20 protein-coding genes are annotated in these 25,165 nt (G+C 67.6%); 8 read left to right on the top strand and 12 right to left on the bottom strand.

Going from position 1 to position 25,165, the window contains the following annotated elements; translation table 11 throughout:
• The first annotated feature begins 63 nt into the window (after nt 1-63).
• Nucleotides 64-837 carry a CHAP domain-containing protein gene (locus tag ACOJTB_RS06440; RefSeq protein WP_420101695.1) on the top strand — a complete coding sequence of 258 codons (774 nt, stop codon included), beginning with the start codon at nt 64-66 and terminating at the stop codon, nt 835-837.
• 47 nt (nt 838-884) lie between these two features.
• Here the strand turns inward: ACOJTB_RS06440 and gatA are convergent, their stop codons facing one another.
• The 3 genes from gatA to ACOJTB_RS06425 all read right to left on the bottom strand — a co-directional run bounded on the left by gatA (nt 885) and on the right by ACOJTB_RS06425 (nt 3,691).
• Nucleotides 885-2,399, bottom strand: coding sequence for an Asp-tRNA(Asn)/Glu-tRNA(Gln) amidotransferase subunit GatA (gene gatA, locus ACOJTB_RS06435; protein WP_420101694.1), 1,515 nt, complete (start codon nt 2,397-2,399; stop codon nt 885-887).
• Between the two features lie 141 nt (nt 2,400-2,540).
• The gene (gatC, locus tag ACOJTB_RS06430; RefSeq protein WP_420101693.1) at nt 2,541-2,828 is read right to left on the bottom strand and encodes an Asp-tRNA(Asn)/Glu-tRNA(Gln) amidotransferase subunit GatC; all 288 of its coding nucleotides are present in this window, start codon (nt 2,826-2,828) and stop codon (nt 2,541-2,543) included.
• Between the two features lie 164 nt (nt 2,829-2,992).
• A complete protein-coding gene (locus ACOJTB_RS06425) occupies nt 2,993-3,691 on the bottom strand; it encodes a metal-dependent hydrolase (protein WP_420101692.1) in 699 nt (232 codons plus the stop codon).
• A 183-nt stretch (nt 3,692-3,874) separates the two neighbouring features.
• On the opposite strand from ACOJTB_RS06425, the gene ade reads away from it, so the two are divergent.
• Complete coding sequence (ade, locus tag ACOJTB_RS06420) at nt 3,875-5,578, top strand: adenine deaminase (protein WP_420101691.1); 1,704 nt, start codon at nt 3,875-3,877, stop codon at nt 5,576-5,578.
• Nucleotides 5,579-6,504: 926 nt separating this feature from the next.
• On the opposite strand, the gene ACOJTB_RS06415 is transcribed toward ade, so the two are convergent.
• Both ACOJTB_RS06415 and ACOJTB_RS06410 read right to left on the bottom strand, forming a co-directional pair.
• Nucleotides 6,505-7,437, bottom strand: a complete 933-nt coding sequence (locus tag ACOJTB_RS06415) for a hydroxyacid dehydrogenase (protein ID WP_420101690.1) — start codon at nt 7,435-7,437, stop codon at nt 6,505-6,507.
• Nucleotides 7,434-8,063, bottom strand: a complete 630-nt coding sequence (locus ACOJTB_RS06410) for a GNAT family N-acetyltransferase (RefSeq protein ID WP_420101689.1) — start codon at nt 8,061-8,063, stop codon at nt 7,434-7,436. The genes ACOJTB_RS06415 and ACOJTB_RS06410 overlap by 4 nt, the downstream gene beginning before the upstream one ends.
• Before the next feature lie 139 nt (nt 8,064-8,202).
• Between ACOJTB_RS06410 and ruvX the strand changes: the two genes are divergently transcribed.
• A complete protein-coding gene (gene ruvX, locus ACOJTB_RS06405) occupies nt 8,203-8,736 on the top strand; it encodes a Holliday junction resolvase RuvX (protein ID WP_420101688.1) in 534 nt (177 codons plus the stop codon).
• Nucleotides 8,737-8,808: 72 nt separating this feature from the next.
• Here the strand turns inward: ruvX and ACOJTB_RS06400 are convergent, their stop codons facing one another.
• Nucleotides 8,809-9,171, bottom strand: coding sequence for a hypothetical protein (locus ACOJTB_RS06400; protein ID WP_420101687.1), 363 nt, complete (start codon nt 9,169-9,171; stop codon nt 8,809-8,811).
• A gap of 243 nt (nt 9,172-9,414) precedes the next feature.
• Here ACOJTB_RS06400 and ACOJTB_RS06395 point away from each other — a divergent pair, with 243 nt between their 5' ends.
• Both ACOJTB_RS06395 and ACOJTB_RS06390 read left to right on the top strand, forming a co-directional pair.
• On the top strand, nt 9,415-10,332 hold the full coding sequence (locus ACOJTB_RS06395; RefSeq protein WP_420101686.1) for an AEC family transporter: 918 nt from the start codon (nt 9,415-9,417) through the stop codon (nt 10,330-10,332).
• Between the two features lie 110 nt (nt 10,333-10,442).
• A complete protein-coding gene (locus ACOJTB_RS06390; protein WP_420101685.1) occupies nt 10,443-10,712 on the top strand; it encodes a hypothetical protein in 270 nt (89 codons plus the stop codon).
• 79 nt (nt 10,713-10,791) lie between these two features.
• Here ACOJTB_RS06390 and dprA read toward each other — a convergent pair whose 3' ends face one another.
• From dprA to ACOJTB_RS06370, 4 genes are all read right to left on the bottom strand, one after another.
• On the bottom strand, nt 10,792-12,018 hold the full coding sequence (gene dprA / locus ACOJTB_RS06385; protein WP_420101702.1) for a DNA-processing protein DprA: 1,227 nt from the start codon (nt 12,016-12,018) through the stop codon (nt 10,792-10,794).
• Between the two features lie 16 nt (nt 12,019-12,034).
• Nucleotides 12,035-12,658, bottom strand: a complete 624-nt coding sequence (gene plsY / locus ACOJTB_RS06380; protein ID WP_420101684.1) for a glycerol-3-phosphate 1-O-acyltransferase PlsY — start codon at nt 12,656-12,658, stop codon at nt 12,035-12,037.
• A gap of 231 nt (nt 12,659-12,889) precedes the next feature.
• A complete protein-coding gene (gene pyrC / locus ACOJTB_RS06375) occupies nt 12,890-14,182 on the bottom strand; it encodes a dihydroorotase (RefSeq protein ID WP_420101701.1) in 1,293 nt (430 codons plus the stop codon).
• 24 nt (nt 14,183-14,206) lie between these two features.
• Nucleotides 14,207-15,151: an aspartate carbamoyltransferase catalytic subunit gene (locus ACOJTB_RS06370; protein WP_420101683.1), complete on the bottom strand. Its 945-nt coding sequence runs from the start codon at nt 15,149-15,151 to the stop codon at nt 14,207-14,209.
• A 136-nt stretch (nt 15,152-15,287) separates the two neighbouring features.
• Here ACOJTB_RS06370 and ACOJTB_RS06365 point away from each other — a divergent pair, with 136 nt between their 5' ends.
• Both ACOJTB_RS06365 and topA read left to right on the top strand, forming a co-directional pair.
• Complete coding sequence (locus tag ACOJTB_RS06365) at nt 15,288-16,412, top strand: serine hydrolase domain-containing protein (RefSeq protein ID WP_420101682.1); 1,125 nt, start codon at nt 15,288-15,290, stop codon at nt 16,410-16,412.
• A gap of 352 nt (nt 16,413-16,764) precedes the next feature.
• Nucleotides 16,765-19,461, top strand: coding sequence for a type I DNA topoisomerase (topA, locus tag ACOJTB_RS06360; protein ID WP_420101681.1), 2,697 nt, complete (start codon nt 16,765-16,767; stop codon nt 19,459-19,461).
• A 243-nt stretch (nt 19,462-19,704) separates the two neighbouring features.
• Here the strand turns inward: topA and ACOJTB_RS06355 are convergent, their stop codons facing one another.
• Nucleotides 19,705-20,895, bottom strand: coding sequence for a tlde1 domain-containing protein (locus ACOJTB_RS06355; RefSeq protein WP_420101680.1), 1,191 nt, complete (start codon nt 20,893-20,895; stop codon nt 19,705-19,707).
• 421 nt (nt 20,896-21,316) lie between these two features.
• Between ACOJTB_RS06355 and ACOJTB_RS06350 the strand changes: the two genes are divergently transcribed.
• Nucleotides 21,317-22,630, top strand: a complete 1,314-nt coding sequence (locus tag ACOJTB_RS06350) for an MFS transporter (protein ID WP_420101679.1) — start codon at nt 21,317-21,319, stop codon at nt 22,628-22,630.
• A gap of 162 nt (nt 22,631-22,792) precedes the next feature.
• On the opposite strand, the gene ACOJTB_RS06345 is transcribed toward ACOJTB_RS06350, so the two are convergent.
• Entirely contained in the window at nt 22,793-25,120 is a 2,328-nt protein-coding gene (locus ACOJTB_RS06345; protein ID WP_420101678.1) for a bifunctional salicylyl-CoA 5-hydroxylase/oxidoreductase, read from the bottom strand.
• Nucleotides 25,121-25,165: the final 45 nt, after the last annotated feature.

Below are 25,165 nucleotides of genomic sequence, written 5' to 3'. Positions count from 1 at the left end.
CCTGATCCCGTGCGCGCCATCGGGCCCGTACAGGACGGTTCCTAGGGGCGGAGGAGACGAAGCATGATCCTGAAGCGTGGCGCGGTCGGCGAGACCGTGAAGAAGCTGATCGAAGACCTGACCAGGCTCGGCTATGCGCCGGACGGCCTGCCCGGCGCCAATTTCAACGCCGATGTGGCGAAGGCGGTGCTCGCCTTTCAGTCGCAGCATATCGGGCCGAACGAGATCCCGCTGGTGCTGGACGGCGAGGTCGGCCCGCTGACGCAATGGGCGATCGATGTGGCTCTGGGGCAGATCAAAGCCCCTTCCCTGCCTGCCCGTGCGCCGATCCTGCCGGGCAGTGCCCCAAAAGCCGGCTCGAAGAGCGGCTGGAACGCGCTCCAGATCGCCAAGCAGGAACTCGCCAACGGCGCCGGCGAACAGGGCGGCGACAATGCCGGGCCGGATGTCATGCGCTACCATGCGGTCACCGGCGCGTCGAAGGGCGACAGCTGGTGCGCCTCCTTCGTCGCCTATTGCTTCAAGGAAGGAAATGGCGGCAAGGCGCCCTATCAGCCCACGGCCGGCGCGCGCGAAACGCTGGCTCGCTTCAAGGCGAAGGGCTGGGACTTCAACGCCTCGGTGAACAATCCGCCGGCGACCGGCGACATCATCGTCTGGTATCGTGGCCCGCGGGACGGCTGGATGGGCCATATCGGCATCGTCTCGGATTACCGCGACGGCATCGTCTATACGATCGAGGGCAATCGCGGGCCCTATCCCAGCAAGGTCTCCGCCTTTTCCTATACGCTCGGGCAGATCGACAAGCTGCTCGGCTTCGGCCGTGCCGTTCCCTGAGCATCAAGCTTTCGCACCGGCTGCGGCAGGACCGCAGCCGGTCTGGCTCAGCCCCACCAGCGCTCGGCGACCGGGAAGCGGCCCGCGGCCTGCTCGATCACCTCGCCGAGCGAGAACAGCGTCTCCTCGTCGAAGGGGCGGCCGATGAGCTGGAGGCCGAGCGGCAAGCCCTGCGCATCGAGACCGGCAGGGACGGCGAGGCCCGGCAGGCCAGCCATGTTCACCGTCACCGTGAACACGTCGTTGAGATACATCTCGACCGGATCGGCCGAGCCCTTCTCGCCGATGCCGAAGGCGGCGGAGGGCGTGGCGGGCGTCAGAACCGCATCGATGCCGGCAGCATAGGCCTCGTCGAAATCGCGCTTGATCAGCGTGCGGATCTTCTGGGCGCGGACGTAATAGGCGTCGTAATAGCCGGCCGAGAGCACATAGGTGCCGATCATGATGCGGCGCTTGACCTCGGCGCCGAAGCCGGCGGCGCGGGTCTTCTCATACATCTCGACAATGTCCCTGCCCTGCTCGCGCAAGCCGTAACGGACCCCGTCATAGCGGGCGAGATTGGACGAGGCCTCGGCCGGGGCGACGATATAATAGGCCGGCAGGGCGTATTTGGTATGGGGTAGCGAGATCTCGACGATCTCGGCGCCGGCCGCCTTCAGCCAGTCGATGCCCTTCTGCCAGAGCGCGTCGATCTCGGCATTGAGGCCGTCGAGCCGGTACTCCTTGGGAATGCCGATCTTCTTGCCCTTGATCGAGCGGCCGACCGCCGCTTCGTAATCCGGCACCGCCATGTCCACCGAGGTGGTGTCCTTCGGGTCGTGGCCGGCCATGGAGCGCAGCATGGCGGCGGTGTCGCGCACCGTCTTGCCGATCGGGCCGGCCTGGTCGAGCGAGGAGGCGAAGGCGACGATGCCCCAGCGCGAGCAGCGGCCATAGGTCGGCTTGATGCCGACCGTGCCGGTGAAGGCGGCGGGCTGGCGGATCGACCCGCCGGTGTCGGTCGCGGTGGCGGCGAGGCAGAGATCGGCGGCGACAGCGGCCGCCGAGCCGCCCGAGGAGCCGCCGGGCACGAGATGCGTGCCCTCGACGGAACCGCCCTGACCGGGGGAAACGTTGGAGCCCTTGCGGCGCCACGGATTGACCACGTTGCCGAAGGCGCTGGTCTCGTTGGACGAGCCCATGGCGAATTCGTCGTTGTTGAGCTTGCCGAGCATGACGGCGCCGTCGCGCCAGAGCTGGCCCGAGACAGTGGACTCGTAAGGCGGCACGAAGTCGCCGAGGATCTTCGAGCAGGCGGTGGTCCGCACGCCCTGCGTCGCGAAGAGGTCCTTGATGCCGAGCGGCAGGCCTTCGAGCGGGCCGCCCTGCCCCTTGGCCAGCTTCTCGTCAGAGGCCGCGGCCTGCTTCAGCGCATGCTCAGGGGTTTCCAGCACATAGGCGTTCAGGCCACGGCCCTTCTCAACGGCGGCGATATGCGCCTGCGTCAGCTCGGTGGCGGTGAACTGCTTGGCCTTAAGGGCGTCGCGGGCTTCGGTCAGCGTCAGGCGGGTGAGATCGGTCACGGGCAATATCCGTATGAAATCAGGTCGTTGGAACCGTCATTGCGAGCAGCGCAGCGACGAAGCGGTCCAGGAGCGGCAGCGCTCTGGCATCCCCCTGGATTGCTTCGCTTTCGCTCGCAATGACGGGAGGACAGCGCGCCGTCACTCGATGACCTTCGGCACCATGAAGTAGTTGTCGTCCGAGGCGGGCGCGTTGGCGACGATCCGGTCCGCGATCTCGCCATCGTTCACGACGTCCTCGCGCTGCTTCATCGCCATGGGCGTCACGGAGGTCAGCGGCTCGACGCCCTCGACATTCACCTCGTTCAGCTGCTCGACGAAGCCGAGGATCGCGTTGAGCTCGCCTTGCAGCTTGGGCAGATCGGCCTCCGGAACGGCGATGCGCGCGAGATGCGCGACGCGCTTGACGGTGGCGAGATCGACCGACATGGCGGACTCCGGGTTGAGGGCGCGGCGCGCGCCGGGTGAGGTTTCGCCGCGCTATAGCAGATGGCGGCGCGTAAGTAAGGGCCGACTTCTCTCGGCGGTCATCCCCGACAAGCGGCGAAGCCGCGCCGATCCGGGATGACGGCGCGGTGGTCGCAAGCCGTCGTTCAGACCTCGAAAGCCTCGCCCTTCCTCGGCACCAGCGCCTTCACCTCGCTGCCGGCGAGCCCCGCGACGAAGGCGTCGGCATTGGCGTCGATCATCGGGAAGGAGCCGTAATGGCAGGGGATCGCGACCTTCGGCCTGACGAAGCGTGTCATGGCGAGCGCGGCGACCTTGCCGCCCATGGTGAAGCGGTCGCCGATCGGGCAGATGCAGGCCTCGACGCCATGGATCTCGGCGAGCAGCGCCATATCGGAGAAGATGTCGGTGTCGCCCATGTGCCAGAGCGTCTTTTCGCCCTCGGCCTTGAGGATCGCGCCGTTCGGGCTGCCGACGGGGACGTTGACACCTGCCTCGCCGAGCCCGGCCGAGTGATCGGCGCGGGTGAGCGTGACCGTGAAGGGGCCGAGATCGACCGTGCCGCCCGTGTTCATCGGATTGAAATTCTTCAGCCCCTTGGAGACCAGATGCATGGCGAGGTCGTAGTTGGTGATCACCGTCGCGCCGGTCTTGGCCGCGATCTCGATCGTGTCTCCGACATGGTCGCCATGGCCATGGGTGACGACGATATGCGTGACGCCCTGCGAGACCGCCGCCACATTGCCCTCGAAGGCCGGGTTTCCGGTGAAGAAGGGGTCGATCAGGATGGTCGCGCCCGCGATCTCGGCGCGGAAGGCGGAATGGCCGTACCAGGTGAGTTTCATGGGGAGGCTCCTGCGAGGCGGTCAGTCGAGATGCGTGACGGGATATAGGTCATTCCAGTCCGGATTGGCACGCTCGATGAGGGCGATTTTGCGCGACGTCCGGGACGAGTCGCGCGCGGGGGATCGACAGGGACGAGCGAGGCAGGGCAGTTTGCGGCGATGAGCACTGCACGGACCGCCGCCATGACCGACGCCGCCACACTCGCCCGCCGGATCGCGCAAGGGCGCGGAGACGAGCCGGCCGATGTCGTGATCCGGGGGGCGAAGCTGCTCGACCTCGTCGGCGTCGGGCTGGTCGAGACCGACATCGCGATCTGCGGCGACACCATCGTCGGGACCTATGGCAGCTATCAAGGCCGCAGGGTGATCGACGCGCCCGGGCTGATTGCCGTGCCCGGCTTCATCGACACGCATCTGCACATCGAATCCTCGCTGGTGACGCCGCTGGAATTCGAGCGCTGCGTGCTGCCGCACGGCGTCACCACCGCGATCTGCGATCCGCATGAGATCGCCAATGTGCTGGGCGCCGAGGCCTTCCGCTATTTTCTTGCCTGCGCCGAGGCCATGCGGATGGACCTCAGGGTCAATCTGTCGAGCTGCGTGCCCGCGACCCATCTGGAGACGGCCGGCGCGCGGCTGGAAGCCGCTGACCTCGTGCCCTTCATGAACCATCCCAAGGTGATCGGGCTCGCCGAATTCATGAACTTTCCCGGCGTGATCCATCGCGACCCCGCCTGCCTCGCCAAGCTCGAAGCGTTTTCCGCCCGCCATATCGATGGGCATGCGCCGCTGCTGCGCGGCCTGGATCTCAACGCCTATCTCGCCGCCGGCATCCGCACCGACCATGAGACGACGACAGCCGAGGAGGCCCGCGAAAAGCTCGCCAAGGGCATGGCGATCCTGATCCGGGAGGGCTCGGTGTCGAAGGATCTGCACCAGCTGATCCCGCTGATCACGCGCGACGCCTCACCCTTCCTCGCCTTCTGCACCGACGACCGCAACCCGCTCGATATCGGCGAGGAAGGCCATCTCGACTATATGATCCGCACGGCGATCGCCCATGGCGCGGATATCCTGGCGACCTATCGCGTCGCCTCGCATTCGGCGGCGCGGAACTTCGGCCTGTTCGACCGCGGCTTCATCGGGCCGGGCAAGCGCGCCGATATCGTGCTGGTGGATGACCTCGCCGCCTGTTCGGTGAAGCAGGTGGTTGCCGGCGGGCGGCTGGTGGAGGAGGCGCTGTTCGCGGATCGCGCGGCCGTGCCCAGTGTCGGCCATGGCAGCGTGAAATGCCGGCCTGTGACGCCGGCGGCTTTCGAGGTCGCGGCGCGCGAGGGGCAGACGCCGGTCATCGGCGTGGTGCCGGGGCGCATCATCACCGAGAGGCTCTCGATGGCCCTGCCCTCCCGCGACGGGCAGGCCCTGCCCGATCTGGCGCAGGACGCGATCAAGGTCTCGGTGATCGAGCGGCACGGCAAGAGCGAGGGCGGCGTCGCCAGCGGCTTCGTCCACGGCTTCGGCATGAAGCGCGGCGCGATCGCCTCATCGGTCGGGCATGACAGCCACAATCTCTGCGTCGTCGGCGTGGACGATGTCGCGATGGCGGCGGCGGTGAACCGGCTGATCGCGATCGGCGGCGGCTTTGCCGTGGCGGAGGGCGAGGAGGTGGTCGCCGAACTCGCTCTGCCCGTCGCCGGGCTGATGAGCGAGGAGCCCTTCGAGACAGTGCGGCATGATCTCGAGCATTTGCGCGCGGCGGCGAAGGCGCTGGGCGTCGTGCTGGCCGAGCCCTTCCTGCAGGTCGCCTTCCTGACCCTGCCGGTGATCCCGCATTTGAAGATCACGGATAAGGGGTTGGTGGATGTGGATGCGTTTGCGCTGGTGTGAGGACGAGAAACCTCGCGTGTCCGCAACGGGCCGGGAGCTGACGCAACTATCGGGGGGCGATCAGAACAGATTTCGGGTCGGCGCTGTGCCACTCGCGAGCGAATTTGGTACAGCCGGTAATCTGCATCAACGCGCCGTTATGGGCCGGCCTTAGTGAGCATACCTCACCGCCTATCGCGACGCGCTTCCTATCCAGCCGTTGCCACTTATCCTCGATGCTGCTGCCTGACACGCCGTGGAGGTCAACTCCTGAGAGGCGGCCGCTTTTAAGGAAGCAGAATGCAGTATGGAAGTTGCCACGGCGTGGCACAAACGTCATCTGTGTCTCCCAGCAGCCAAGCCGATCAACCTCGCTGGGATGTTGAGCGCCAGCGGGCATTGCGCAAACGATGAAGACGACCGCCGAGAGAGCGAAAGATTTTCTAACCAGCATCCGTGCAATCCGCTGAAATCAACCTGCTTCTGCAACGGCCAAGACTTGCCTCATTGGCTGAGACGATGCCGCTGATCAGAGCGTGCTCGGCCTTTCAATTCGTCCATGATGTCCTTTATCTCGCAATCCAGTACGTAGAGGTCGCCTAGAGAGCGCCCGTTCAAGAGGCCCCCATACAGGAGGCCCATGACGCGATAAAAAATGCGCGCGTGAATAGGGCCTCTGCCAAAGGGCATCCCGAAGCCGGCCTTGTACAGCCATCGGTTAGGACCGTCGGCGGCGCGCGCCGAAAGCCATTCGCGGTACGCGAAGCATTGTTCGAGGTGCGCAGTCAGGGCGTCATCGCTCAGCTTGGCGAGATCGCCGCGAAAGTTGATGCCAAATCTCACAGACGCCCCTGCAATCTCCGTCGGTCAAGATCTTCCGAAATCTCCGCCATGCCAATGCAGGGTATGGGCCTGGAGCAGACTCCCTCGTTCGTCCAATCATCCTTTCAGATTCGCTCCTCCAGAGCCGCCATGACCTTCTCAGCCACCAGCCCCGAGACTCGCCCGTTCGACTCCACCGTATTTCCCGAAATATGCGGCGTGAGGATCAGGTTGGGCGCGCCGGCGAAGACCTTGGCGGCGCCCTTGCCCAGCGGCTCCTGCTCGTAGACGTCGATCGCCGCGCCGCCGAGCCGACCGGCCTTGAGCGCGGCGACCAGGGCCGCCTCTTCCATGATGCCGCCGCGGGCGGTGTTGATCAGGATCGCGTCGGGCTTCATCCGGGCGATGGCTTTGGCGTCGATCAACCCGCGCGTCTCCGAGGTCAGCGGAACATGCAGGCTGACGACATCGGCCTCTCCGAGCAGAGCGTCGAGGCTGAGCCGGCGCACGCCGCTCCAGGCGGGATCGTCAGCGGGCAGGCGCGGATGGTAGGCGGCGACCTCCATGCCGATGGCGCGGGCATGGCGGGCGAGGTCTTGGCCGATGGCGCCGAAGCCGACGATGCCCATCAGCTTGCCGGCGATCTCGCGGCCGATCAGCTTGGTCTTGGGGAATTCGCCCGCCAACATCGCGGCATTGGCGAAATAAGCGCCGCGCAGCAGGGTCATCGTCGTGCCGATGACATATTCCACCACCGAGAGGCTGTTGGCGCCCGTCGCCGGGAAGACCCGGATGCCGCGATCGGCGCAGGCGCCCATGTCGATATTGTCGAGGCCGACGCCGAGGCGGCCGATCACCTTGAGCGCCTTTGCCGCCTCCAGCAGCGGGCCGCGCATCACGGTCTGGTTGCGAATGATGACGGCCGGCACCTGCTCGATCAGCCGCGCGAGATCGTCCGGCCGGGCATAAAGCTCCGGATCGTGATGAACGTCGTAACGGGCGCGGAGGCTCTCGACCGCAACCTCGTCCATGAATTCGGAGATGACGATATCGGTCATGTCTGTCCTGCCGCGGCGCCCGGCGCCGGCTGCGCCGAAAGATCGATCGCGAAGCGCAGGCGCTCCTGCGCTCCGTAGAGCGGCGCGACGAAATTTTCCACCAGGCTGCCGCCATTCTTTTCGATGACCCGGCGCGAGGCCAGATTGGTCGCATCGCAGGTGATGACGAGATGGGGCAGGCCGAGCGCGCGCGCCTCGGCGAGCATCGCGGCAAGCGCGGCCGTCGCATAGCCCTGGCCGGCAAAGGCGGGGCGGATGCTGTAGCCGACATGGCCGAGGACATGGGCCGGCAGATCCACGACCGGCCGGCCGCTCCCATCCTCGAGCCAGCGCAGATTGATGGCCCCGACGAAAGGCTCGCCGGGCTGGTCCAGCGCGAGGATCCAGCGGACCCGGTCGGGAATCTTGTCGACCTCCGTGCCGTCGTCGATGCGGATGCGCCCGCCGCGGCTCGTCAGCCCCGCCAGGAAGGCGTCCGGGTCGGCGGCGATGGCGGCCAGCTGCTCGGGCGCGACGTTGCGCACGGTGTTGGGGGACCAGTCCTCGCGCAAGGCCGCCTCATAGGCGCCGAGCAGGCTGCGCCGCGGTGTCTCCAGCCTGATCCGCGGCCCGGTCCGTCCTTGCATCCGCGCTGCCCTCCCCGCGGCCCGCGCCGCGCCATCTTTCCCTCCGGCTATAGCGCGGGCCAGGCCCCTTCGCGAGAAGCGTGCGCTGCCGCGCGCGAAAATCATTCCCCTTTCGGGCGCAATGCTCTAGCCCGGAGGCATGAGCCCCAATCCGACCGGCAAAGACGGTTCCGCCAGCCCCATCGTCCCGCTGGAAGCCTTTCTGGCGCTGCCGCCACTGGCGCGGCTGCTCGGGCTCGATCTCGGCAGCAAGACGATCGGCCTCGCGCTTTCGGATGTGCAGCGCCAGATCGCGACGCCACTGGAGACGATCCAGCGGGTCAAGTTCGGGATCGACGCCGCCGCCCTTCTCAAGGTGATCGCAAAATACGAGGTCGCCGGGTTGGTGATCGGCCTGCCGCTCAACATGGACGGCACGGAGGGGCCGCGCGTGCAGTCCACCCGCGCCTTCGTGCGCAATCTGGCGCCTTTGACGAGCCTTCCGATCGTGCTGCAGGACGAGCGCATGTCGACGCTCGCCGTCACGCGCACCTTGCTGGAAGCCGATGCTTCCCGCGCCAGGCGCGCCGCCGTCGTCGACAAGATGGCGGCCGCCTATATCCTGCAAAGCGCGCTCGACCGGCTCGACCGGCTCGGGCCCGAGCGAGTCGAGGATCTCGACGCGGGCCCGTGAAAGCTCGGCGCCGCATGCAAAAGCCCGCACCTCTCGGTGCGGGCCATGTTCAAGCAACCAGGGATCTTTGCCTCAGCGATAATCGCGGAAATCATAGGGCTGGCGATAGTAGCCATAGGCCGGGGCCGGCGCGTAATAGACCGGCGGCGGGGGAGCGGCGTAGTACCCATCATAATAAGCATCGGCCGAGCGGGAATTGGCGGCAGCGGCGGCCGCTCCAAGAATGCCGAGACCGATGACGCCGGCCGCCACGGCCGCGCCGCGATTGCCGCGCCAATGGCGATAGCGATACTGGCTGTAACCGGCCGGGGCCTTGTCCAGCCTGGCGGCATCGAAGGATGGCGCGCTCTGCGCCATGGCGGGCACGGCCATCCCGCCGGCCGCGACGCTGGCGGCGAGAGCCGTCACGAAAAGCCTGTTCCTGAAAGACATCATGGCGATATCTCCTGTTGCGGGGCGAAACCCCTGACCGGCGCGATCCTCGCTCCGGCCGTTTGAATGAGAGCTGAACCCTTCGTGGCGGCTTTGCGGCCAAGGCAGGGCGCCCATTTGCTTGTGCGCTTGCCTCGGACGAGGCGCCATGTGAGGTCCGCTTTTCGTCCGGCAAACCAACGTGCCCCAGCGTCGGTTGTTCCTGTGCCTGCACCCGCGGCGGACGCGCGGCGCCGAAGAAGCCCGATGCTCGACAGCCTGATCGCCGTATTCCTCGTCATCGCGACGGGCTGGTTCCTGAAGGCGCGGGGCATCGTCGCCCAGCCGCAATGGCTCGGCGTCGAGCGGCTGACCTATCAGGCGCTGTTTCCCTCGGTTGTGATCTCGACGTTGGCGATGGCGGACCTGACCAGCCTGCCGGTGCTGCCGATGGGCGCGACGCTCGTGCTCTCGATCCTGACCATGGCGGCGCTGCTGCTGCTGGCCCGGCCATTGCTGCTGAAGCTGCGGATCGCCGGCCCGGCCTTCACCTCGATCTTCCAGGGCTCGGTACGCTGGAACACCTTCGTCGCGCTGGCTCTGGCCGCCGGGCTGCATGGCCGCACCGGTGCAGCGCTGATGGCGATCGCCGTCGCCAGCATGATCCCGCTGCTCAATGTGCTCTGCGTTCTGGTGTTGGCCCGCTATGCGTCCCACGAGAGGCCGATGCGCGCTGGGGCCATCCTGCGGTCGATCGTCTTCAACCCGTTCATCTGGTCATCGGCCATCGGTCTGGCCCTGAACCCGGTGCAGGCCTATCTGCCCGCCGCGCTGACCGGCGCGATCGATATCCTCGGTCGTGCCTCGCTCGGCATCGGTCTGCTGGTCGTCGGCGCCAGCCTCGATCTGGCCCGCCTGGCCCGGCCCCAGCCGGCCCATGGCATCGCCCTGTTGCTTAAACTGGTCGCGATGCCGGTTTTCGCGGCCTTTTTCGCCCATCGTCTCGGCGTCAGCGGAACCGCGCTGGAGATGACGATCATCGCCGCGTCGATGCCCACCGCCACCGCCGCCTATTTCCTCGCCCGCGAACTCGGCGGCGACGCCGCTCTGATGGCCGAGATCACCACGCTCCAGACTCTCCTCGCCATGGCGACGCTGCCGGTGGCGCTGCTGCTGTTGACGTAAATATTGCCCCACTAGAAACCGAACAAATTATACTCGCATTGGTTGCATCATCTCGTAGCGTAATGCTACCTCGTGAATCGTTGCTGGTGATCCGAAGGAGTCGGCCGAAGATGACGAGGAAGGAGCGCCACCCACTCGGCCTCTATCCCGAGGCGGGCGAAACCGGCGAGATCGACCTCGCCTCGGTGCCGCTGACGCCGCTCGAGGTTGCGAGCTATGTCGAGAGCATGACCTTGGAGCTCAAGGCGATGGCGCGCGCGGCGAAGCTCGACACGCTGTGCTACTTCCTCGACATGGCCCGCATGGAGGCGGTGGCCCAGGTCGAACGGCTGGAGCAGAAGGCCTCCGGCCGCAGGCGCTCGACGGACCTGTCGCTCTGAGCATCCCGCTCTGCCCGATGCTCCAGGGTCGCACCGGAGCATCGCATTTCGGCAGATCGCGGGTTCCAAACCGGGCTTCTCAGGCGGTCGCGAGCGTCAGCCCGCCGCCCGGCAGGCGGCGGATGCGCCCGTTCAATTCCATCTCGACCAGAGCGCGGCCGACCTCCCGCGCCGGATAGCCGCTGCCGCGCACGAGGTCGTCCATCGAGATCGGCGTGAGGCTGAGCAAGGCCAGCAGAGTCCGGTCGATGATTGCGGGATCGTCGGAAGGGGCTTGCCCGTGCTCCGCGATCGCATCGGAGGGCGTTTCGTAGCTTTGCGCCGCGACGGGCAGTTGCGGCGCGGCGGCGACATCCGGCAGGTCGAGTTCGTCCCAGAGGGGCTCGCTCTGGGACGAAGGGCCGGCTTCGCGCATGGCGGAAGCGCTGCGGAACAGATCCTCGCTCTGGCCGAGCATCGGCCTGACCGCTTCCAGCACATGCGCCGCCTCTGCGCAGAGCGTCGCGCCTTCGCGAATCAGATGGTTGCCGCCCTCGGCGCGCGGGTCCAGCGGCGAGCCGGGCACGGCGAAGACCAGCCGGCCCTGTTCATTGGCGAAGCGGGCCGTGATCAGCGAGCCGGAGCGGCGCGCCGCCTCGACCACGACCGTGGCCAGAGCGAGACCCGAGACGATGCGGTTCCGGCGCGGGAAGTCGCGCCCGCGCGGCGTCCAGCCTAGCGGCATCTCGGAGATGACAGCGCCCTGCGCCCGGATCTTGTCCATCAGCGGGATGTTCTGCGGCGGGTAGACCCGGTCCAGCCCGCCGGCGAGCACGGCGATGGTGCCGGTCGCCAGGCTGGCCTCGTGAGCGGCGGTGTCGATGCCGCGCGCCAGACCGGAGACCGTGACGAAGCCTGCCTCGCCGATGTCTCGGGCGAGCCGGGCGGTGAACTTCATCCCGGCGGCAGAGGCGTTGCGCGAGCCCACCAGCGCCACCGCGGGCTGCTGCAAGGCCGCGGCCTCCCCGAGCATGGCGATGAGCGGCGGGGCGGAATCGATCGCCTGGAGCGGCACGGGGTAATCCGCCTCGCCCAGCGCGATGAAGCGGCCGCCGAGGCGCGCGAGCGCCTCCATCTCCTGTTCCGCCTCCGCCGCGGAGCACAGGCGAATGGCCCGGCCGCTCTGCCGGGCGAGGTCCGGCAGCGCATCCAGCGCGGCCGCCGCGCCGCCGAAGCGGTTGGTGAGGGAGCGGAAGCTGCGAGGGCCTATGTTCTCGCAGCGGATCAGGCGCAGCCAATCGAGGCGCTGGCGATCGGACAGGACGATCCCAGCCATTCCGAGCTCAGCCCTTCTGCCCGATCTTGCCCTCGCTGCCGGAGAGCAGGCGGGCGATGTTCTCCCGGTGCATGATCCAGAGCAGAACGGTGAGGCCGGCCATCACCAGCGCCGCCTGCGGCATGCCGAAGACCAGCCAGAGGAGCAGCGGGCAGATGACCGTCGCGGTCAGGGCGGAGAGCGAGGAGTAGCGGAAGAGCTTGGCCATCGCGAGCCAGATCGCCGCAAAGGCGAGCGCGACCCAGCCATTGAGCCCGATCAGGATGCCGAGATAGGTCGCGACGCCCTTCCCGCCCCTGAATTTCAGCCAGAGCGGGAAGAGATGGCCGAGAAAGGCCCCCACAGCGGCGGCCAGCGCGGCCTGCGGCCCGCCGAGCCAATGCCAGGCGACGAGCACGGCGGCCGTGCCCTTCAGCATGTCGCCGACCAGCGTGGCGGCGGCGAGCTTCTTGTTGCCGGTGCGCAGCACGTTGGTGGCGCCGATGTTGCCCGAGCCGATGCTGCGCAGATCCGGCCCGCCCGCGAGCTTCGTGAGGATGATGCCGAAGGGAATGGAGCCGAAGAGATAACCGACGACGAGCGCGATCAGCGTGGTCGAGCCGGAGAGGCCCCAGGTCAACGTCTCAGCCATAAAGCCCCCTCGCCCGGTCGGCGGTCACGATAGGAGGTGCGGCGGGGAATAGGAAGGGCGCTGTAGCGGAAACAGGAGATCTCGGCATCGCGGAAAGGCTTTCCCAAATCCGCGTGTCATCCCGGCCATGCCGGAACGCTTGTCATCGAGGCTCAGGCATGGGTCCCGGATCGGCGCCGCTTCGCGGCTTGTCCGGGACCACGGCGCGTTTCACCAAATCAACGCCGACGCTCAACCCACCTGCCCCTCATACACCGCCCGCCCGCCGACGAAGGTGGTCTGGACGATGCCTTGCAGCCTCGCCTCGTCGAAGGGCGAGTTCTTGGCGCGGGATTTCAGCTTCGTCTTGTCGACGACGAAGGGTGCGTCAGGGTCGAGCAGGATGAGATCGGCCGGTGCACCGGGGGAGAGCGCCCCCGCACTCAGGCCCAGCAGTTCCGCCGGTCTGGCCGAGAGCGCGGCGATCAGGCGAGGAAGCTCGATCTGGCCCGACTGCACCATGCGCAACGCCGCCGGCAGCATCGTTTCGATGCCGAGCGCGCCGTCGGCGGACTCTGCGAAGGGCTGGCGCTTGGTTTCGACATCCTGCGGATCGTGATCGGAGACGACCACGTCGATCACGCCCTCGGCGAGCGCGGCGACCATGGCGAGGCGCTCATCCTCTGTGCGCAGAGGCGGCGAGACCTTGCAGAAGGTGCGGTAGTCGCCGACATCGTTCTCGTTCAGCGTGAGGCTGTTGATCGAGACGCCGCAGGTGACGCGTAGCCCGTCCTGCTTGGCCCGGCGGATCAGCTCGACCGAGTCCGAACAGGAGATCATCGCGGCGTGGTAGCGGGCGCCGGTGGCGCGGGCGAGGCGCAGATCGCGCTCCAGCATCACCGTCTCCGCCTCCGCCGGGATGCCCGGCAGGCCCTTGCGGCTGGCGAATTCGCCCTCGTTCATCACGCCGGAGCCGCGCAGATCCGGGTCCTCGACATGGTTCATGATCAGCGCGTCGAAATTCAGGGCGTAGATCATCGCCCGCCGCATCACCTGCGGGTTGCGCAGGCCCTTGGCCCCATCGCCGAAGGCGACGGCGCCAGCTTCCAGCAGCAGGCCGAATTCGGTGATCTCCTTGCCGTGCAGCCCCTTCGTCAGGGCCGCGCAGGGCAGCACGTTGACGATCGCCTTGTCGCGGGCGCGGCGCTTCAGGAAGTCGATGATGGCGGGGTCGTCGATCGGCGGATCGGTATCGGGCCGGCAGACGATGGTGGTGACGCCGCCCGCCGCGGCCGCCTGCGAGCCCGAGCCCAGCGTCTCGCGAAACTCGGCCCCCGGTTCGCCGAGGAAGGCGCGCAGATCGATCAGGCCCGGTGCCAGGACGAGGCCGCGCGCGTCGATGCGCCGCACGCCCTCGGACGTGGCGGGCGCCGCCCCCCATTCGACCGAGGCGATCCGCCCGTCGCGCAGCAGGACGGAGCCCTGCGCTTCGCGGCCCGCGACCGGATCGACCAGCCGGGCGTTGACGATCGCGATGTCGAGCATTTCAGCCATGTCCGTTTCCACCGCTCAGACGTTCGGCAGATGCTGCGCGAGCGCATCCAGCACCGCCATGCGCACGGCGACGCCCATCTCGACCTGCTCGCGGATGAGCGACTGGGCGCCGTCGGCCACTTCCGAGGAGATTTCGACGCCGCGGTTCATCGGTCCGGGATGCATCACCAGCGCATCGGGCGCGGCGCGCTCCAGCTTGTCGCGGTCGAGCCCGTAATAGCGGAAATACTCCTTCGGCGAGGGCACGAAGGCGCCGTGCATGCGCTCCAGCTGCAGGCGCAGCATCATCACGATGTCGGCGCCGTCCAGCCCCTTGTGCATGTCCGTGAAAGTCTCGACGCCCATCCGTTCGATCCCGGCGGGCAGCAGGGTGGTCGGCGCGATCAGCCGAACCTTAGCGCCGAGCGCGTTCAGCAGGATGATGTTCGAGCGGGCGACGCGCGAATGCAGGATGTCGCCGCAGATCGCGACGGTGAGGCCCTGGATGCGCCCCTTGTTGCGGCGGATCGTCAGCGCGTCGAGCAGCGCCTGCGTCGGATGCTCATGCGCGCCGTCGCCGGCATTCACCACCGAGCAGCCGACCTTGCGGGCGAGCAGGTTCACGGCGCCGGCGGCGTGGTGACGGACCACGATGATGTCCGGCCGCATCGCGTTCAGCGTCGCGGCGGTGTCGATCAGCGTCTCGCCCTTCTTCACCGAGGAGGAGGCGACCGACATGTTCATCACGTCGGCGCCCAGCCGCTTGCCGGCGAGCTCGAACGAGGCCTGCGTGCGGGTGGAGGGCTCGAAGAACAGGTTGATCTGGGTGCGGCCGCGCAGGGTCGCCGCCTTCTTTTCGACCTGCCGCGAGAGCGCGACATAGTCCTCCGCCCGATCCAACAGCCCCTCGATGTCGAGATGGGACAACCCCTCGATGCCGAGCAGGTGGCGGTGCGGGTAGAGCGGCGCTGGCGATGTCATTTGAAGAGGGGTGTTTAGGCGCGAGTCGGGCCGGGCGCAACCCGTCGCGGGTGACGATGGCGCCATGTCGCGCAGGCCGTGGAGCCGGCGGCGCCTGCGCGCTATGGATAGCGCTTTCCTCGATGAGGGCCTGCGCTTGTCCGATCACTCTGCCGCCTTCGTTCCGGCTCCCCATCAGCAGGCATGGGACCGCGTGTCACCGGCCGATGCCGGCTTCGATTCCGCCCGGCTTCAGGCGGCCGTCGCCTTCGCCCAAGCGCATGAGAGCCCCTGGCCGCGCAGCCTCTACTGGCCCGACGGCGCCTATGTCGGCAATCGCGAATGGAACGAGAGCGGGCCCTGGACCGAGATCGTCGGCCCGGTGGCCGAGCGCGGCGGGCCGGCCGGGCTGATCCTCAAAGGCGGGCGCATCGTCGCCGAATGGGGCGACACGGCCCGCACCGACATGACCTTCTCCATCGCCAAGAGCTATCTGTCGGTGCTGGCGGGCGTGGCCTTCGATGACGGGCTGATCGGCGATGTCGATGCGCCGGTCGGCGCCACGATCGACGATCCGCATTTCTCGGGGCCGCATAACGGCAAGGTCACCTGGCGGCACCTGCTGCAGCAATCGAGCGAATGGCAGGGTGAGATCTTCGGCAAATCCGACCAAGTCGACCATAACCGCCAGATCGGCCCTCGCGCCGACAACAGCCGCAAGGGCCAGCGCCGCGAACTGAAGGCGCCGGGCTCCTTCTACGAATACAACGATGTGCGGGTGAACGTGCTCGGCTACGCGCTGCTGAAGGTGTTCGGCCGGCCGCTGCCGGAGGTGCTGCGGGAGCGGATCATGGACCCCATCGGCGCCTCGCGCGACTGGCGCTGGCAGGGCTACAGCACCTCCTTCGTCGAGATCGACGGCCAGCGGGTGCAATCGGTGCCCGGCGGCGGGCATTGGGGCGGCGGACTGTTCATCGGCGCGCGAGACCATGCCCGCTTCGGCCTGCTGGTGGCGCGCAAGGGCGAGTGGAACGGCCGGCAACTGGTCTCGCGCGGGTGGATCGAGCGCTCGCTGACGCCTTCTCCGACCCTGCCGAATTATGGCTATCTCTGGTGGCTGGCGGCGCGGCCGGGCGTGCCGGCCGGCTCGTTTTCGGCGTTGGGCGCAGGGACCAACGTGATCTGGGCCGACCCGGAGCAGGATATCGTCGCCGTGTTGCGCTGGATCGACGGAGCTTCGAGCGACGGGTTCGTCGACAGGCTGCTCGCGGCGCGGGTTTGAGGGCCTTACCCGTCATTGCGAGCGCAGCGAAGCAATTCGGGGGAAAGGCCCCGACCTCTCACCCGGTCCCCCTGGATTGCTTCGTCGCGGCGCTCCTCGCAATGACGGAAAAGCCCCCCTTCTGAGACGGAGCCATCACGGCCCACGCTTGCAAAGCCTGCCCCCGCCCCCATGTCTCACCGCTGCATCAGCCGCCTGCCGATCATGCCCGGCCGCCAATCGGCGTTTGACACGGCTGGCGCGCTGACCCACCTTCGCGCGCATTCCGAACCGCAGCGGTCTTGCGGGTCGCGGAGCCGTCCGTTAGGCCGGCTGCGCGCTCTGATCAGGGCTGTGACCGAGAACCGACATCATGAAGCTCCTCGTCGTCGAGTCGCCGGCCAAGGCCAAGACGATCAATAAATATCTGGGCTCCGACTACGAGGTCATCGCTTCGTTCGGGCACATCCGCGACCTGCCGGCCAAGGACGGCTCGGTGGAGCCCGACAATGACTTCTCGATGAAATGGGAGATCGAGGGCCGCGGCGCCAAGCAGGTGGCCGAGATCGCGCGCGCCGTGAAGGGCGCCGAGAAGCTGATCCTCGCCACCGACCCGGATCGCGAGGGAGAAGCCATCTCCTGGCATGTGCTGGAAGCGCTGAACCAGAAGAGGGTGCTGAAGGGCATTCCGGTCGAGCGCGTGACCTTCAACGCCGTCACCAAGGACGCGGTGCAGAAGGCGCTCGCCAATCCGCGCCAGGTCGATCAGGCGCTGGTCGATGCCTATCTGGCGCGCCGTGCGCTCGATTACCTCGTCGGCTTCACGCTGTCGCCGGTGCTGTGGCGCAAGCTGCCGGGCGCCCGCTCGGCCGGCCGCGTCCAGTCGGTGGCTCTGAAGCTGGTCTGCGACCGCGAGCGCGAGATCGAGGCGTTCCGGGCCCGCGAATACTGGTCCCTCGTGGCGACGCTGGCGACGGAATCCGGCCAGACCTTCGAGGCGCGGCTCGTCGGCGCCGACGGCAAGAAGATCGCAAGGCTCGACATCGGCAACGAGGCCGAGGCCAAGGCCTTCAAGGAGGCGCTGGAGACCGCGCTCTTCACGGTGGCGAATGTCGAAGCCAAGCCGGTCAAGCGCCACCCCTACCCGCCCTTCCAGACCTCGACGCTGCAGCAGGAAGCCTCGCGCAAGCTCGGCTTCGCCCCGGCGCGCACCATGCAGCTCGCCCAGCGGCTCTATGAGGGCGTCGATATCGGCGGCGAAACCGTCGGCCTCATCACCTATATGCGAACCGACGGCGTCGACATGGACGGCTCGGCCATCGCCGCGGCCCGCCGCGTCATCGGCAAGGAATTCGGCGACCGCTACGTCCCCGGCGTGCCGCGCAAATACACGGTGAAGGCCAAGAACGCGCAGGAGGCCCATGAGGCGATCCGCCCGACCGATCTCGGCCGTTTGCCGGCGCATGTCGTGCGCCATCTCGAATCCGATCAGGCTCGGCTCTATGAGCTGATCTGGAAGCGCACTATCGCGAGCCAGATGGAATCGGCCGAGATCGAGCGCACCACGGTCGATATCGCGGCGAAGGTCGCTGGCCGGAACCTCGAGCTGCGCGCCTCGGGCCAGGTCATCCTCTTCGACGGGTTCCTGACGCTCTATCAGGAGAGCCGCGACGACGAGGAGGACGAGGACAGCAAGAAGCTGCCGGCGATGAAGGCGGCGGACAGGCTGGAAAAGCGCGCCATCGCCGCCGACCAGCACTTCACCGAGCCGCCGCCGCGTTATTCGGAAGCCAGCCTCATCAAGCGAATGGAAGAGCTCGGCATCGGCCGGCCCTCGACCTATTCGGCGACGCTGACGACGCTGCGTGACCGCGAATATGTCCGCATCGACAAGAAGCGCCTCGTGCCCGAGGACAAGGGCATGCTGGTGACGGCGTTCCTGGAGAGCTTCTTCGGCCGCTATGTCGAATACGACTTCACCGCCAATCTGGAGGAGAAGCTCGACCGGGTCTCCAATGCCGAGATCGACTGGAAGGCGCTGCTGCGCGAATTCTGGGAGGAGTTCACCGCCTCGATCGGCGAGACCAAGGATCTGCGCGTCGGCGACGTGCTGGAAGCGCTGAACGGCATTCTCGGCGCCTATATCTTCCCGCCCAAGGCGGACGGCACCGATCCGCGCGTCTGCCCGAATTGCGGCAATGGGCAGCTCTCGCTGAAGCTCGGCAAGTTCGGCGCCTTTGTCGGCTGCTCGAATTATCCCGAATGCCGCTTCACCCGCCCGCTTTCGGTTCCGGCGGCCGATGGCGAAGCCTCCGCAGAGGGCGGCCAGGGCACACCGGGCGTGCGCATCCTCGGCACCGACCCGGCGACGGGCTCGGAGGTGACGATGCGCGACGGCCGCTTCGGTCCCTATATCCAGCTCGGCGAGGGGGAAAAGCCCAAGCGCTCCAGCCTGCCAAAGGGCATGAGCCCGGGCTCCGTCACGCTGGAAAAGGCGCTGGCGCTGCTCTCGCTGCCGCGCGAAGTGGCGCGCCATCCCGAATCCGGCGAGCCGATCCTCGTCGGCATCGGGCGCTTCGGGCCTTATGTCCAGCACGGCAAGGTCTACGCCAATATCGACAAGGACGACGACGTGCTGGAGCTCGGCGCCAACCGCGACATCGACCTGATCGTCGCCAAGGAAAGCGGCGGGGGGCGGCGCGGCGGCGGCTCGGCGGCGCCGGGCCGTGCGCTGGGTGAGCATCCCGAGGGCGGTGCGCTCGAAGTGAAGGCCGGCAAATACGGGCCCTATGTTGCCTGGGGCAAGATCTTCGCGACTCTGCCGAAATCTCAGTCGCCGGACGAGCTGACGCTGGAACAGGCGATCGTGTTGGTCAACGCCAAGGCGGAAGCCAAGGGCGGCAAGGGCAAGCCCAAGGCGGCGGCGAAGGCCAAGGCTCCGGCGAAGAAGGAAGCGGCCAAACCGGCTGCTGCGAAAGCGCCGGCCAAGAAAGCAGCTGCGAAAAAGGATGCCGGCGAGAAGCCAGCGAAGGCGCCGGCGAAGAGCAAGGCCAAAGCGGCGGGCGGCTGAGGGAAGGAAGCGCGGGATTCCCTCTCCTGTAAGGAGAGGGGTAGGGGTGAGGTGTAGGCCCCTAGACCAGCGAAGAGAAAACCCGACGGCCGCTGCGGCGAGTTAACGGCTAGGCCGTCCAACGGCCTACACCTCACCCTGCCCTCTCCTTACAGGAGAGGGTTCCCCGCGGTGACAAAGCCTTTATTCTGAGATTGTGAGTTCAGTTTGCGCCGCGGCCACGGCAACCGACGCCACGCGCCACTAAAGGCTCGCCACCACCGTGATCCGCCGCACCTCGCCGCGCAGGAAGGCCTGCAGGAAGCGTTCGTAATCCTTGAACGAGATGCAGCCGTTCGAATCGCCGCGGGGCCCGAGCAGATAGGTGTGAGCCAGCAGGCCGGCGCGGCCATGGATCGCACCGGAGCCGCCGACCGGGTTGAGGCGGATGGCCCTGACGCCGTGGAACAGCGCCTCGCGCTCGGTCAGCGTATAGGTGTGCGGGGGCGTGACGCCCTTCATGCGGACATGGGCGTAGCGCGGATCGTCCATCATCTCGCCGAGGCCGGAATGGGCCTCCAGCCGCTCGCCATTGGGCATGTAGACCATTCTGGCGCTGATATCGTAGATCGCGGTGCCGGCCTCGGCCGTGCGCGGCGGGGTGCCGACCGACGGGCTCATGCGGGTGATGCGGCCGCGGTCGATCGCGTCGTCCTGCGGCGCGGCATAGGCGAGCGCGGTGCCGGGTGCCTGCTGCTGCACGCCGAAGAGCTTCTGGAAGAAGTTGCGGTTGTCCTCCGGCGTCGGAGCGGGCGCGGCGGCGACGCGGCGGCGGCGTGAGGGAGTGGCCTGCTGGGCGATGCGAGCGGGCGCGTCGGGCGGGGCGACGAGATCGGACGGGCGCGGCACGGGCAGCGGCGCGGCGAGGCCGGCAGCCACTTCCGATGGCGAGCCGCTTGGCGGCAGAGCGGCCGGCGGCAGGGCCGCGATCATGTCCCCCGGGCGCGCGACGGGGAGCGGCGCGAGGCGCTCGGCGAGGCTGACCGGAGCCTGCTCGGGCAGCGGCAGCACAGGGTTGGAATCGGGCAGGTCCAGCGCCTGCGGCACGGCGGCGAGTTTCATCGCCGAGGCGACAGGCCCGGAATGGCCGAGGGCGGAGGGCGTCGTGCCGGCAAAGCCCGGATCGAGGAGGCCGCTGTAACGCTGCGGCGTCGCACCGCCCTGCCCGCGAACCGGCTCGTCGAGCGCGATCGCGAAGGGCGAAACGCGATGCTCGCGGACGGCGACGTCGACATTGGGATCGCGCGGCGAGACATGGTCCATCAGCCGCGCGCCGCTCATCACGCCGAGGCTGAGCGCGGCGATCCAGAAGAGGCCGCGCAGAACGGGGCGCTTGCGGCGCCGCAGGCGCAGATGATGCGCCCCACCCCGCCGCGGATAGCTCGATGACCTCATGGCCGCACTCTCGACACGCTTACGCTACGCCCGCTGCCGCGGACGCGCGCCCGCTGTCCGCCGGCGCCCGCACCGCGAGAGCCGGCGGGGCGCTGGAATCGCGTCCGGCCATGCTGGGAGAACCCCAATTCGTTCTCTCTCGATAGAGCGCTGTCTTGGTTAATCGACGGTGAACCGGGGCCGAGAATTTCTGCGGGCGCACGGCGAAGCGGGGCATCGCGCCGCGTTGCCTCAAGGCCATGCAAAGGCGGCGGCATGATGGCGTGAGGTTCTCACACGATGGCGCTGAGGGGTCCCATGGCCATGCGAGCCCTCGTCCCGGGGAGCGATCCACCGGGTTTCCGTTGGCCCTCCGCCCCGTTTCGTTCATCATTGCGAGGCAAGGAAAGTACCCGCCTTCTCGAGCCCGCCGAATCGCCTCATGTCTCAAGGACCGCAGCCCGCCGACACGGCCGGGCCCGTCACGGCCCCCGTGATCGTCACGCCGCCACCCCCGCGCGGCGGATCGGTCGGTGCGCTGGGCGCCATCGTCTCGGGCGCGCTGGTCCTGCAGATCGCGGCGACGATCGTGAACACCACCGTGCCGCTGAAGATGGCGCTGGCGCAGAAGCCGCCCCTGCTGATCGGCCTCGTCGGCTCATCCTATTCGGTCGGCTTCCTGATCGCCTGCTTTCTGGTGCCCTCCTTCGTGCGCCGCGTCGGGCATATCCGCGCCTTCGCGGTCTTCGCCGGCATGCAGGCGGCGCTGACCCTCGGCCTGCCGCTGATGAATTCGGATCTGTGGGGTTTCGCGCGGCTGGGCATGGGGTTCGCCGGGGCGGGCCATGCGATCTGCATCGAAAGCTGGATCAGCGGGCAGGCCAAGGCCGGCCAGCGCGGGCGGCTCTTCGGCTTCTACCAGATCCTCAACCGGCTGGCCCTGATCGGCTCGCAGATCGCCATCGGCTATGTCTCGATGGGATCGGACACGGTCTTCCTCGTCGCCAGCGCCGCGTTCTCGCTGGCCCTGATCCCGGTCGCGATGACGCGGGCGAAGGGTCCTGAATCGGGCGAGGTCGTCTCCGTCCGGCTGAATACGATCTGGCAATATGCGCCGGCCGCCGTCATCGGCTGCCTCTATGTCGGGCTGATGGGCGGCGCGCTGACCAATGTCGCGCCGGCCTATGGCATCCTGATCGGGCTCGACCAGCGCTGGGCGATCCTGCTCACCGCCGGCATCCAGATCGGCGCGCTGATGTTGCAATGGCCACTCGGCCTCCTGGCCGACCGGATCGAGAGCCGCATCATCATGCTCGCCGCCACCACTTCCGTGGTGCTGTGCAACCTGGCTCTGGGCGCCGTGCTCTGGCTCGAGCTCGCGCATGGGCGGTTCTGGCTGTTCGGCCTGTTCGCGCTGATCGGTGCCGGCAGCATGCCGATCTATACGGTGGCGGTGGCGCATGCCTATTTCCGCCTCGGCCGCGAGCGGGCGCTCGGGCTGTCCGCGCAATTGCTCTTCCTGTGGGGAACCGGCTCGGCCATCGGCCCGCTGGTTTCCAGCGCCTTCATGCAAGGGCTGGGCCCGAACGGGCTGCTGGTCTATCTCGGCCTGCTTTCGGGCGGCGCCGCGATCTATCTGGGCTTCCGCATCCGCCTGAAACCGCCCGCCGCCGCGCCGTTCGGCGACCGGCCGGCGACGCCGACGACGATTCCGGAGGTGTCGCCCGCCGGGCGGCAGGGGGCGGGCGGAAAATAGGCTTTTTGCACCCTTCCCGGTGAACCAGCCTCAGGCCTCATCCTGAGGAGCCATTCCGGCAGGATGGGCGTCTCGAGGGATGCTTCAGTAGGCTCAAGCACGTGCTGGATCATCGTTCGAGACGCCGCTGACGCGGCTCCTCAGGATGAGGGCTGAGCTTGACTACTCCGCCGCCACGGCATGCCGGCTGGGCTTGGCCTTCAGCTTGAGAGCCTCCAGATCCTTGCGCTCGCGCGGGGCGTTGCGCATCAGCTGGTCCTTGCCGGGGGCGTATTGCACCGGCTGGGGGATGTCGACGCCGTACCAGGCCGCCGCGCGCAGCACGAAGGAGGGGTCCGCCAGATGCGGGCGCCCGAGCGCGACGAGGTCGGCCCGCCCGGCGGCGACGATGGTGTTGACCTGGTCCGCCGTGGTGATGTTCCCGACGCACATCGTGGCCACTCGGGCCTCGTTGCGAATGCGGTCCGAAAACGGCGTCTGGAACATGCGGCCATAGACGGGGCGCGATTCCCGTGCCGTCTGGCCGGTGGAGACGTCGACGAGGTCGCAGCCCTCGGCCGCGAAGGCCTCGGCGATGGCGACCGAATCGTCCGGCGACAGGCCACCCTGCGCCCAGTCGGTCGCCGAGATGCGCACCGACATCGGCTTGTCCTTCGGCCAGGCTTCGCGCAGCGCCCGGAACACCTCCAGCGGATAGCGCAGGCGGTTCTCGACCGAGCCGCCAAACTCGTCATTGCGCTGGTTGGTCAGCGGCGAAAGGAAGCTGGCGAGCAGATAGCCATGGGCGCAGTGCAGCTCGATCATGTCGAAGCCGGCGCGCTCGGCCCGCTCGGCGGCGGCAACGAATTCGGCCTTCAACCGGTCCATATCGGCGCGATCCATCTCGCGCGGCACCTGGCTCTCGGGGTAATAGGGCAGCGGTGAGGCCGAGATGATCGGCCAAGCGCCCTGCTCCAGCGGCCGGTCCATGCCCTCCCACATCAGCTTGGACGCGCCCTTGCGGCCGGCATGGCCGAGCTGGAGGCAGATCTTCGCCGCAGAGTTGGCGTGGACGAAATCGGTGATGCGTTTCCAGGCCGCTTCCTGCGCATCGTTCCAGAGGCCGGCGCAGCCGGGGGTGATGCGGGCGTCGGGGGCGATGCAGGTCATCTCCGTATAGACCAGCCCCGGACCGCCGATGGCGCGCGAGCCGTAATGCATCAGGTGCCAGTCATTGGGCAGGCCATCCTGAGCCGAATACTGACACATCGGCGAGAGCACCATGCGGTTCTCGACCGTGAGTCCGCGCATCGCGAAGGGCTGGAAGGCGGGGGGGACGGGCGAGCCGTCCTTGCGGCGTCTCGCCAGCGGGCCGAGTTCCTTCGCGACCATCTCGTCCACGGCGGCGACCATCTCAGGCGCGCGCAGCGCCAGATTGTCGTAGGTGATCGCCTTGGAGCGGGTCATCAGGCCGAAGGCGAAGCGCAGCGGGTCGAAATCCCAGAAGCGTCGCAGTTCCTCGAACCAGACCAGGGAGACATCGGCCGCGTGCTGGGTCTTCTCGACCTCCTCGCGGCGCCGGGTCTCGAACAGGGTCAGGCCCTTGGTGACGTCCAGCCCCGCCTCACCCATCGCCTTGTGAAGCGCGATCGAGTCCTCCATCGCGAGCTTGGTGCCCGAGCCGATCGAGAAATGAGCGGTGGCCTTGGCATCGCCCAGCAGGACGACATTGTCGGCGACCCAGCGCGCGCATTTGATCGCCGGGAAGTTGCGCCACATCGAGCGATTGGTGATCAGCCGGTGGCCTTCCAGCTCCTCGGCGAAGACACCTTCCAGGAAGGCCGCGGACTGCGCCTCGTCCATGGCGCCCAAGCCCGCCTTCGCAAAGGTCCCCGGATCGGTTTCCAGCACCCAGGTCGAGCGCCCGGCCTCGTACTGGTAGCAATGGGCGATGAACAGCCCATGCTCCGTTTCCTTGAAGAAGAAGGTGAAGGCGTCGAAGGGCCGGGTCGACCCCATCCAGGCGAATTTGTTCGGCCGCATGTCGATCTGCGGCTGGAAACGGTCCTTGAACGTCTCGCGGATGCGGCTGTTGACGCCGTCGGCGGCGATGACGAGATCATAGTCGCGCTTCAGCGCCTCGATATCGGCGATGTCGGTTCCGAACTGCAGATTGACACCGAGTTCGCGCGCCCTCTCCTGCACCAGCATCAGCAGCGAGCGGCGCGAGCAGCCGCAGAAGCCATTGCCCGGCACGCTGAAGGTCTCGCCCTTGAAGCGGATCGCGATGTCGTCCCAATAAGCGAAATTGTCGCGGATCGCCCGGTAGCTGGGCTCGTCGGCGGCCTTGAAGATGTCGAGCGTCTGGTCGGAGAAGACCACGCCGAAGCCGAAGGTGTCGTCGGGCTGGTTGCGTTCGAAGACGTCGATCGCGATCTCAGGCCAGTCCCGCTTCATCAGCACGGCGAAATAGAGCCCGGCCGGCCCGCCACCCACAATCGCGATGCGCATCGACGCCTCCCTTTGGACACTGACTGGGTCGGAACCAGGCTCGCC

It is taken from the genome of Allobosea sp. (assembly GCF_048595345.1).
GTDB lineage: Bacteria > Pseudomonadota > Alphaproteobacteria > Rhizobiales > Beijerinckiaceae > Allobosea.
The sequence above is the reverse complement of the archived record's forward strand: the minus strand, read 5'-3'. Positions and strand labels throughout refer to the sequence as shown.

Coding starts and splice junctions, on each gene's coding strand:
- ACOJTB_RS06440 (WP_420101695.1), top strand. CDS start 64: ATGATCCTGAAGCGTGGCGCGGTCGGCGAGACCGTGAAGAAGCTGATC.
- gatC (WP_420101693.1), bottom strand. CDS start 2,828: ATGTCGGTCGATCTCGCCACCGTCAAGCGCGTCGCGCATCTCGCGCGC.
- ACOJTB_RS06425 (WP_420101692.1), bottom strand. CDS start 3,691: ATGAAACTCACCTGGTACGGCCATTCCGCCTTCCGCGCCGAGATCGCG.
- ade (WP_420101691.1), top strand. CDS start 3,875: ATGACCGACGCCGCCACACTCGCCCGCCGGATCGCGCAAGGGCGCGGA.
- ACOJTB_RS06415 (WP_420101690.1), bottom strand. CDS start 7,437: ATGACCGATATCGTCATCTCCGAATTCATGGACGAGGTTGCGGTCGAG.
- ACOJTB_RS06410 (WP_420101689.1), bottom strand. CDS start 8,063: ATGCAAGGACGGACCGGGCCGCGGATCAGGCTGGAGACACCGCGGCGC.
- ruvX (WP_420101688.1), top strand. CDS start 8,203: ATGAGCCCCAATCCGACCGGCAAAGACGGTTCCGCCAGCCCCATCGTC.
- ACOJTB_RS06400 (WP_420101687.1), bottom strand. CDS start 9,171: ATGATGTCTTTCAGGAACAGGCTTTTCGTGACGGCTCTCGCCGCCAGC.
- ACOJTB_RS06395 (WP_420101686.1), top strand. CDS start 9,415: ATGCTCGACAGCCTGATCGCCGTATTCCTCGTCATCGCGACGGGCTGG.
- ACOJTB_RS06390 (WP_420101685.1), top strand. CDS start 10,443: ATGACGAGGAAGGAGCGCCACCCACTCGGCCTCTATCCCGAGGCGGGC.
- plsY (WP_420101684.1), bottom strand. CDS start 12,658: ATGGCTGAGACGTTGACCTGGGGCCTCTCCGGCTCGACCACGCTGATC.
- pyrC (WP_420101701.1), bottom strand. CDS start 14,182: ATGCTCGACATCGCGATCGTCAACGCCCGGCTGGTCGATCCGGTCGCG.
- ACOJTB_RS06370 (WP_420101683.1), bottom strand. CDS start 15,151: ATGACATCGCCAGCGCCGCTCTACCCGCACCGCCACCTGCTCGGCATC.
- topA (WP_420101681.1), top strand. CDS start 16,765: ATGAAGCTCCTCGTCGTCGAGTCGCCGGCCAAGGCCAAGACGATCAAT.
- ACOJTB_RS06355 (WP_420101680.1), bottom strand. CDS start 20,895: ATGAGGTCATCGAGCTATCCGCGGCGGGGTGGGGCGCATCATCTGCGC.
- ACOJTB_RS06350 (WP_420101679.1), top strand. CDS start 21,317: ATGTCTCAAGGACCGCAGCCCGCCGACACGGCCGGGCCCGTCACGGCC.
- ACOJTB_RS06345 (WP_420101678.1), bottom strand. CDS start 25,120: ATGCGCATCGCGATTGTGGGTGGCGGGCCGGCCGGGCTCTATTTCGCC.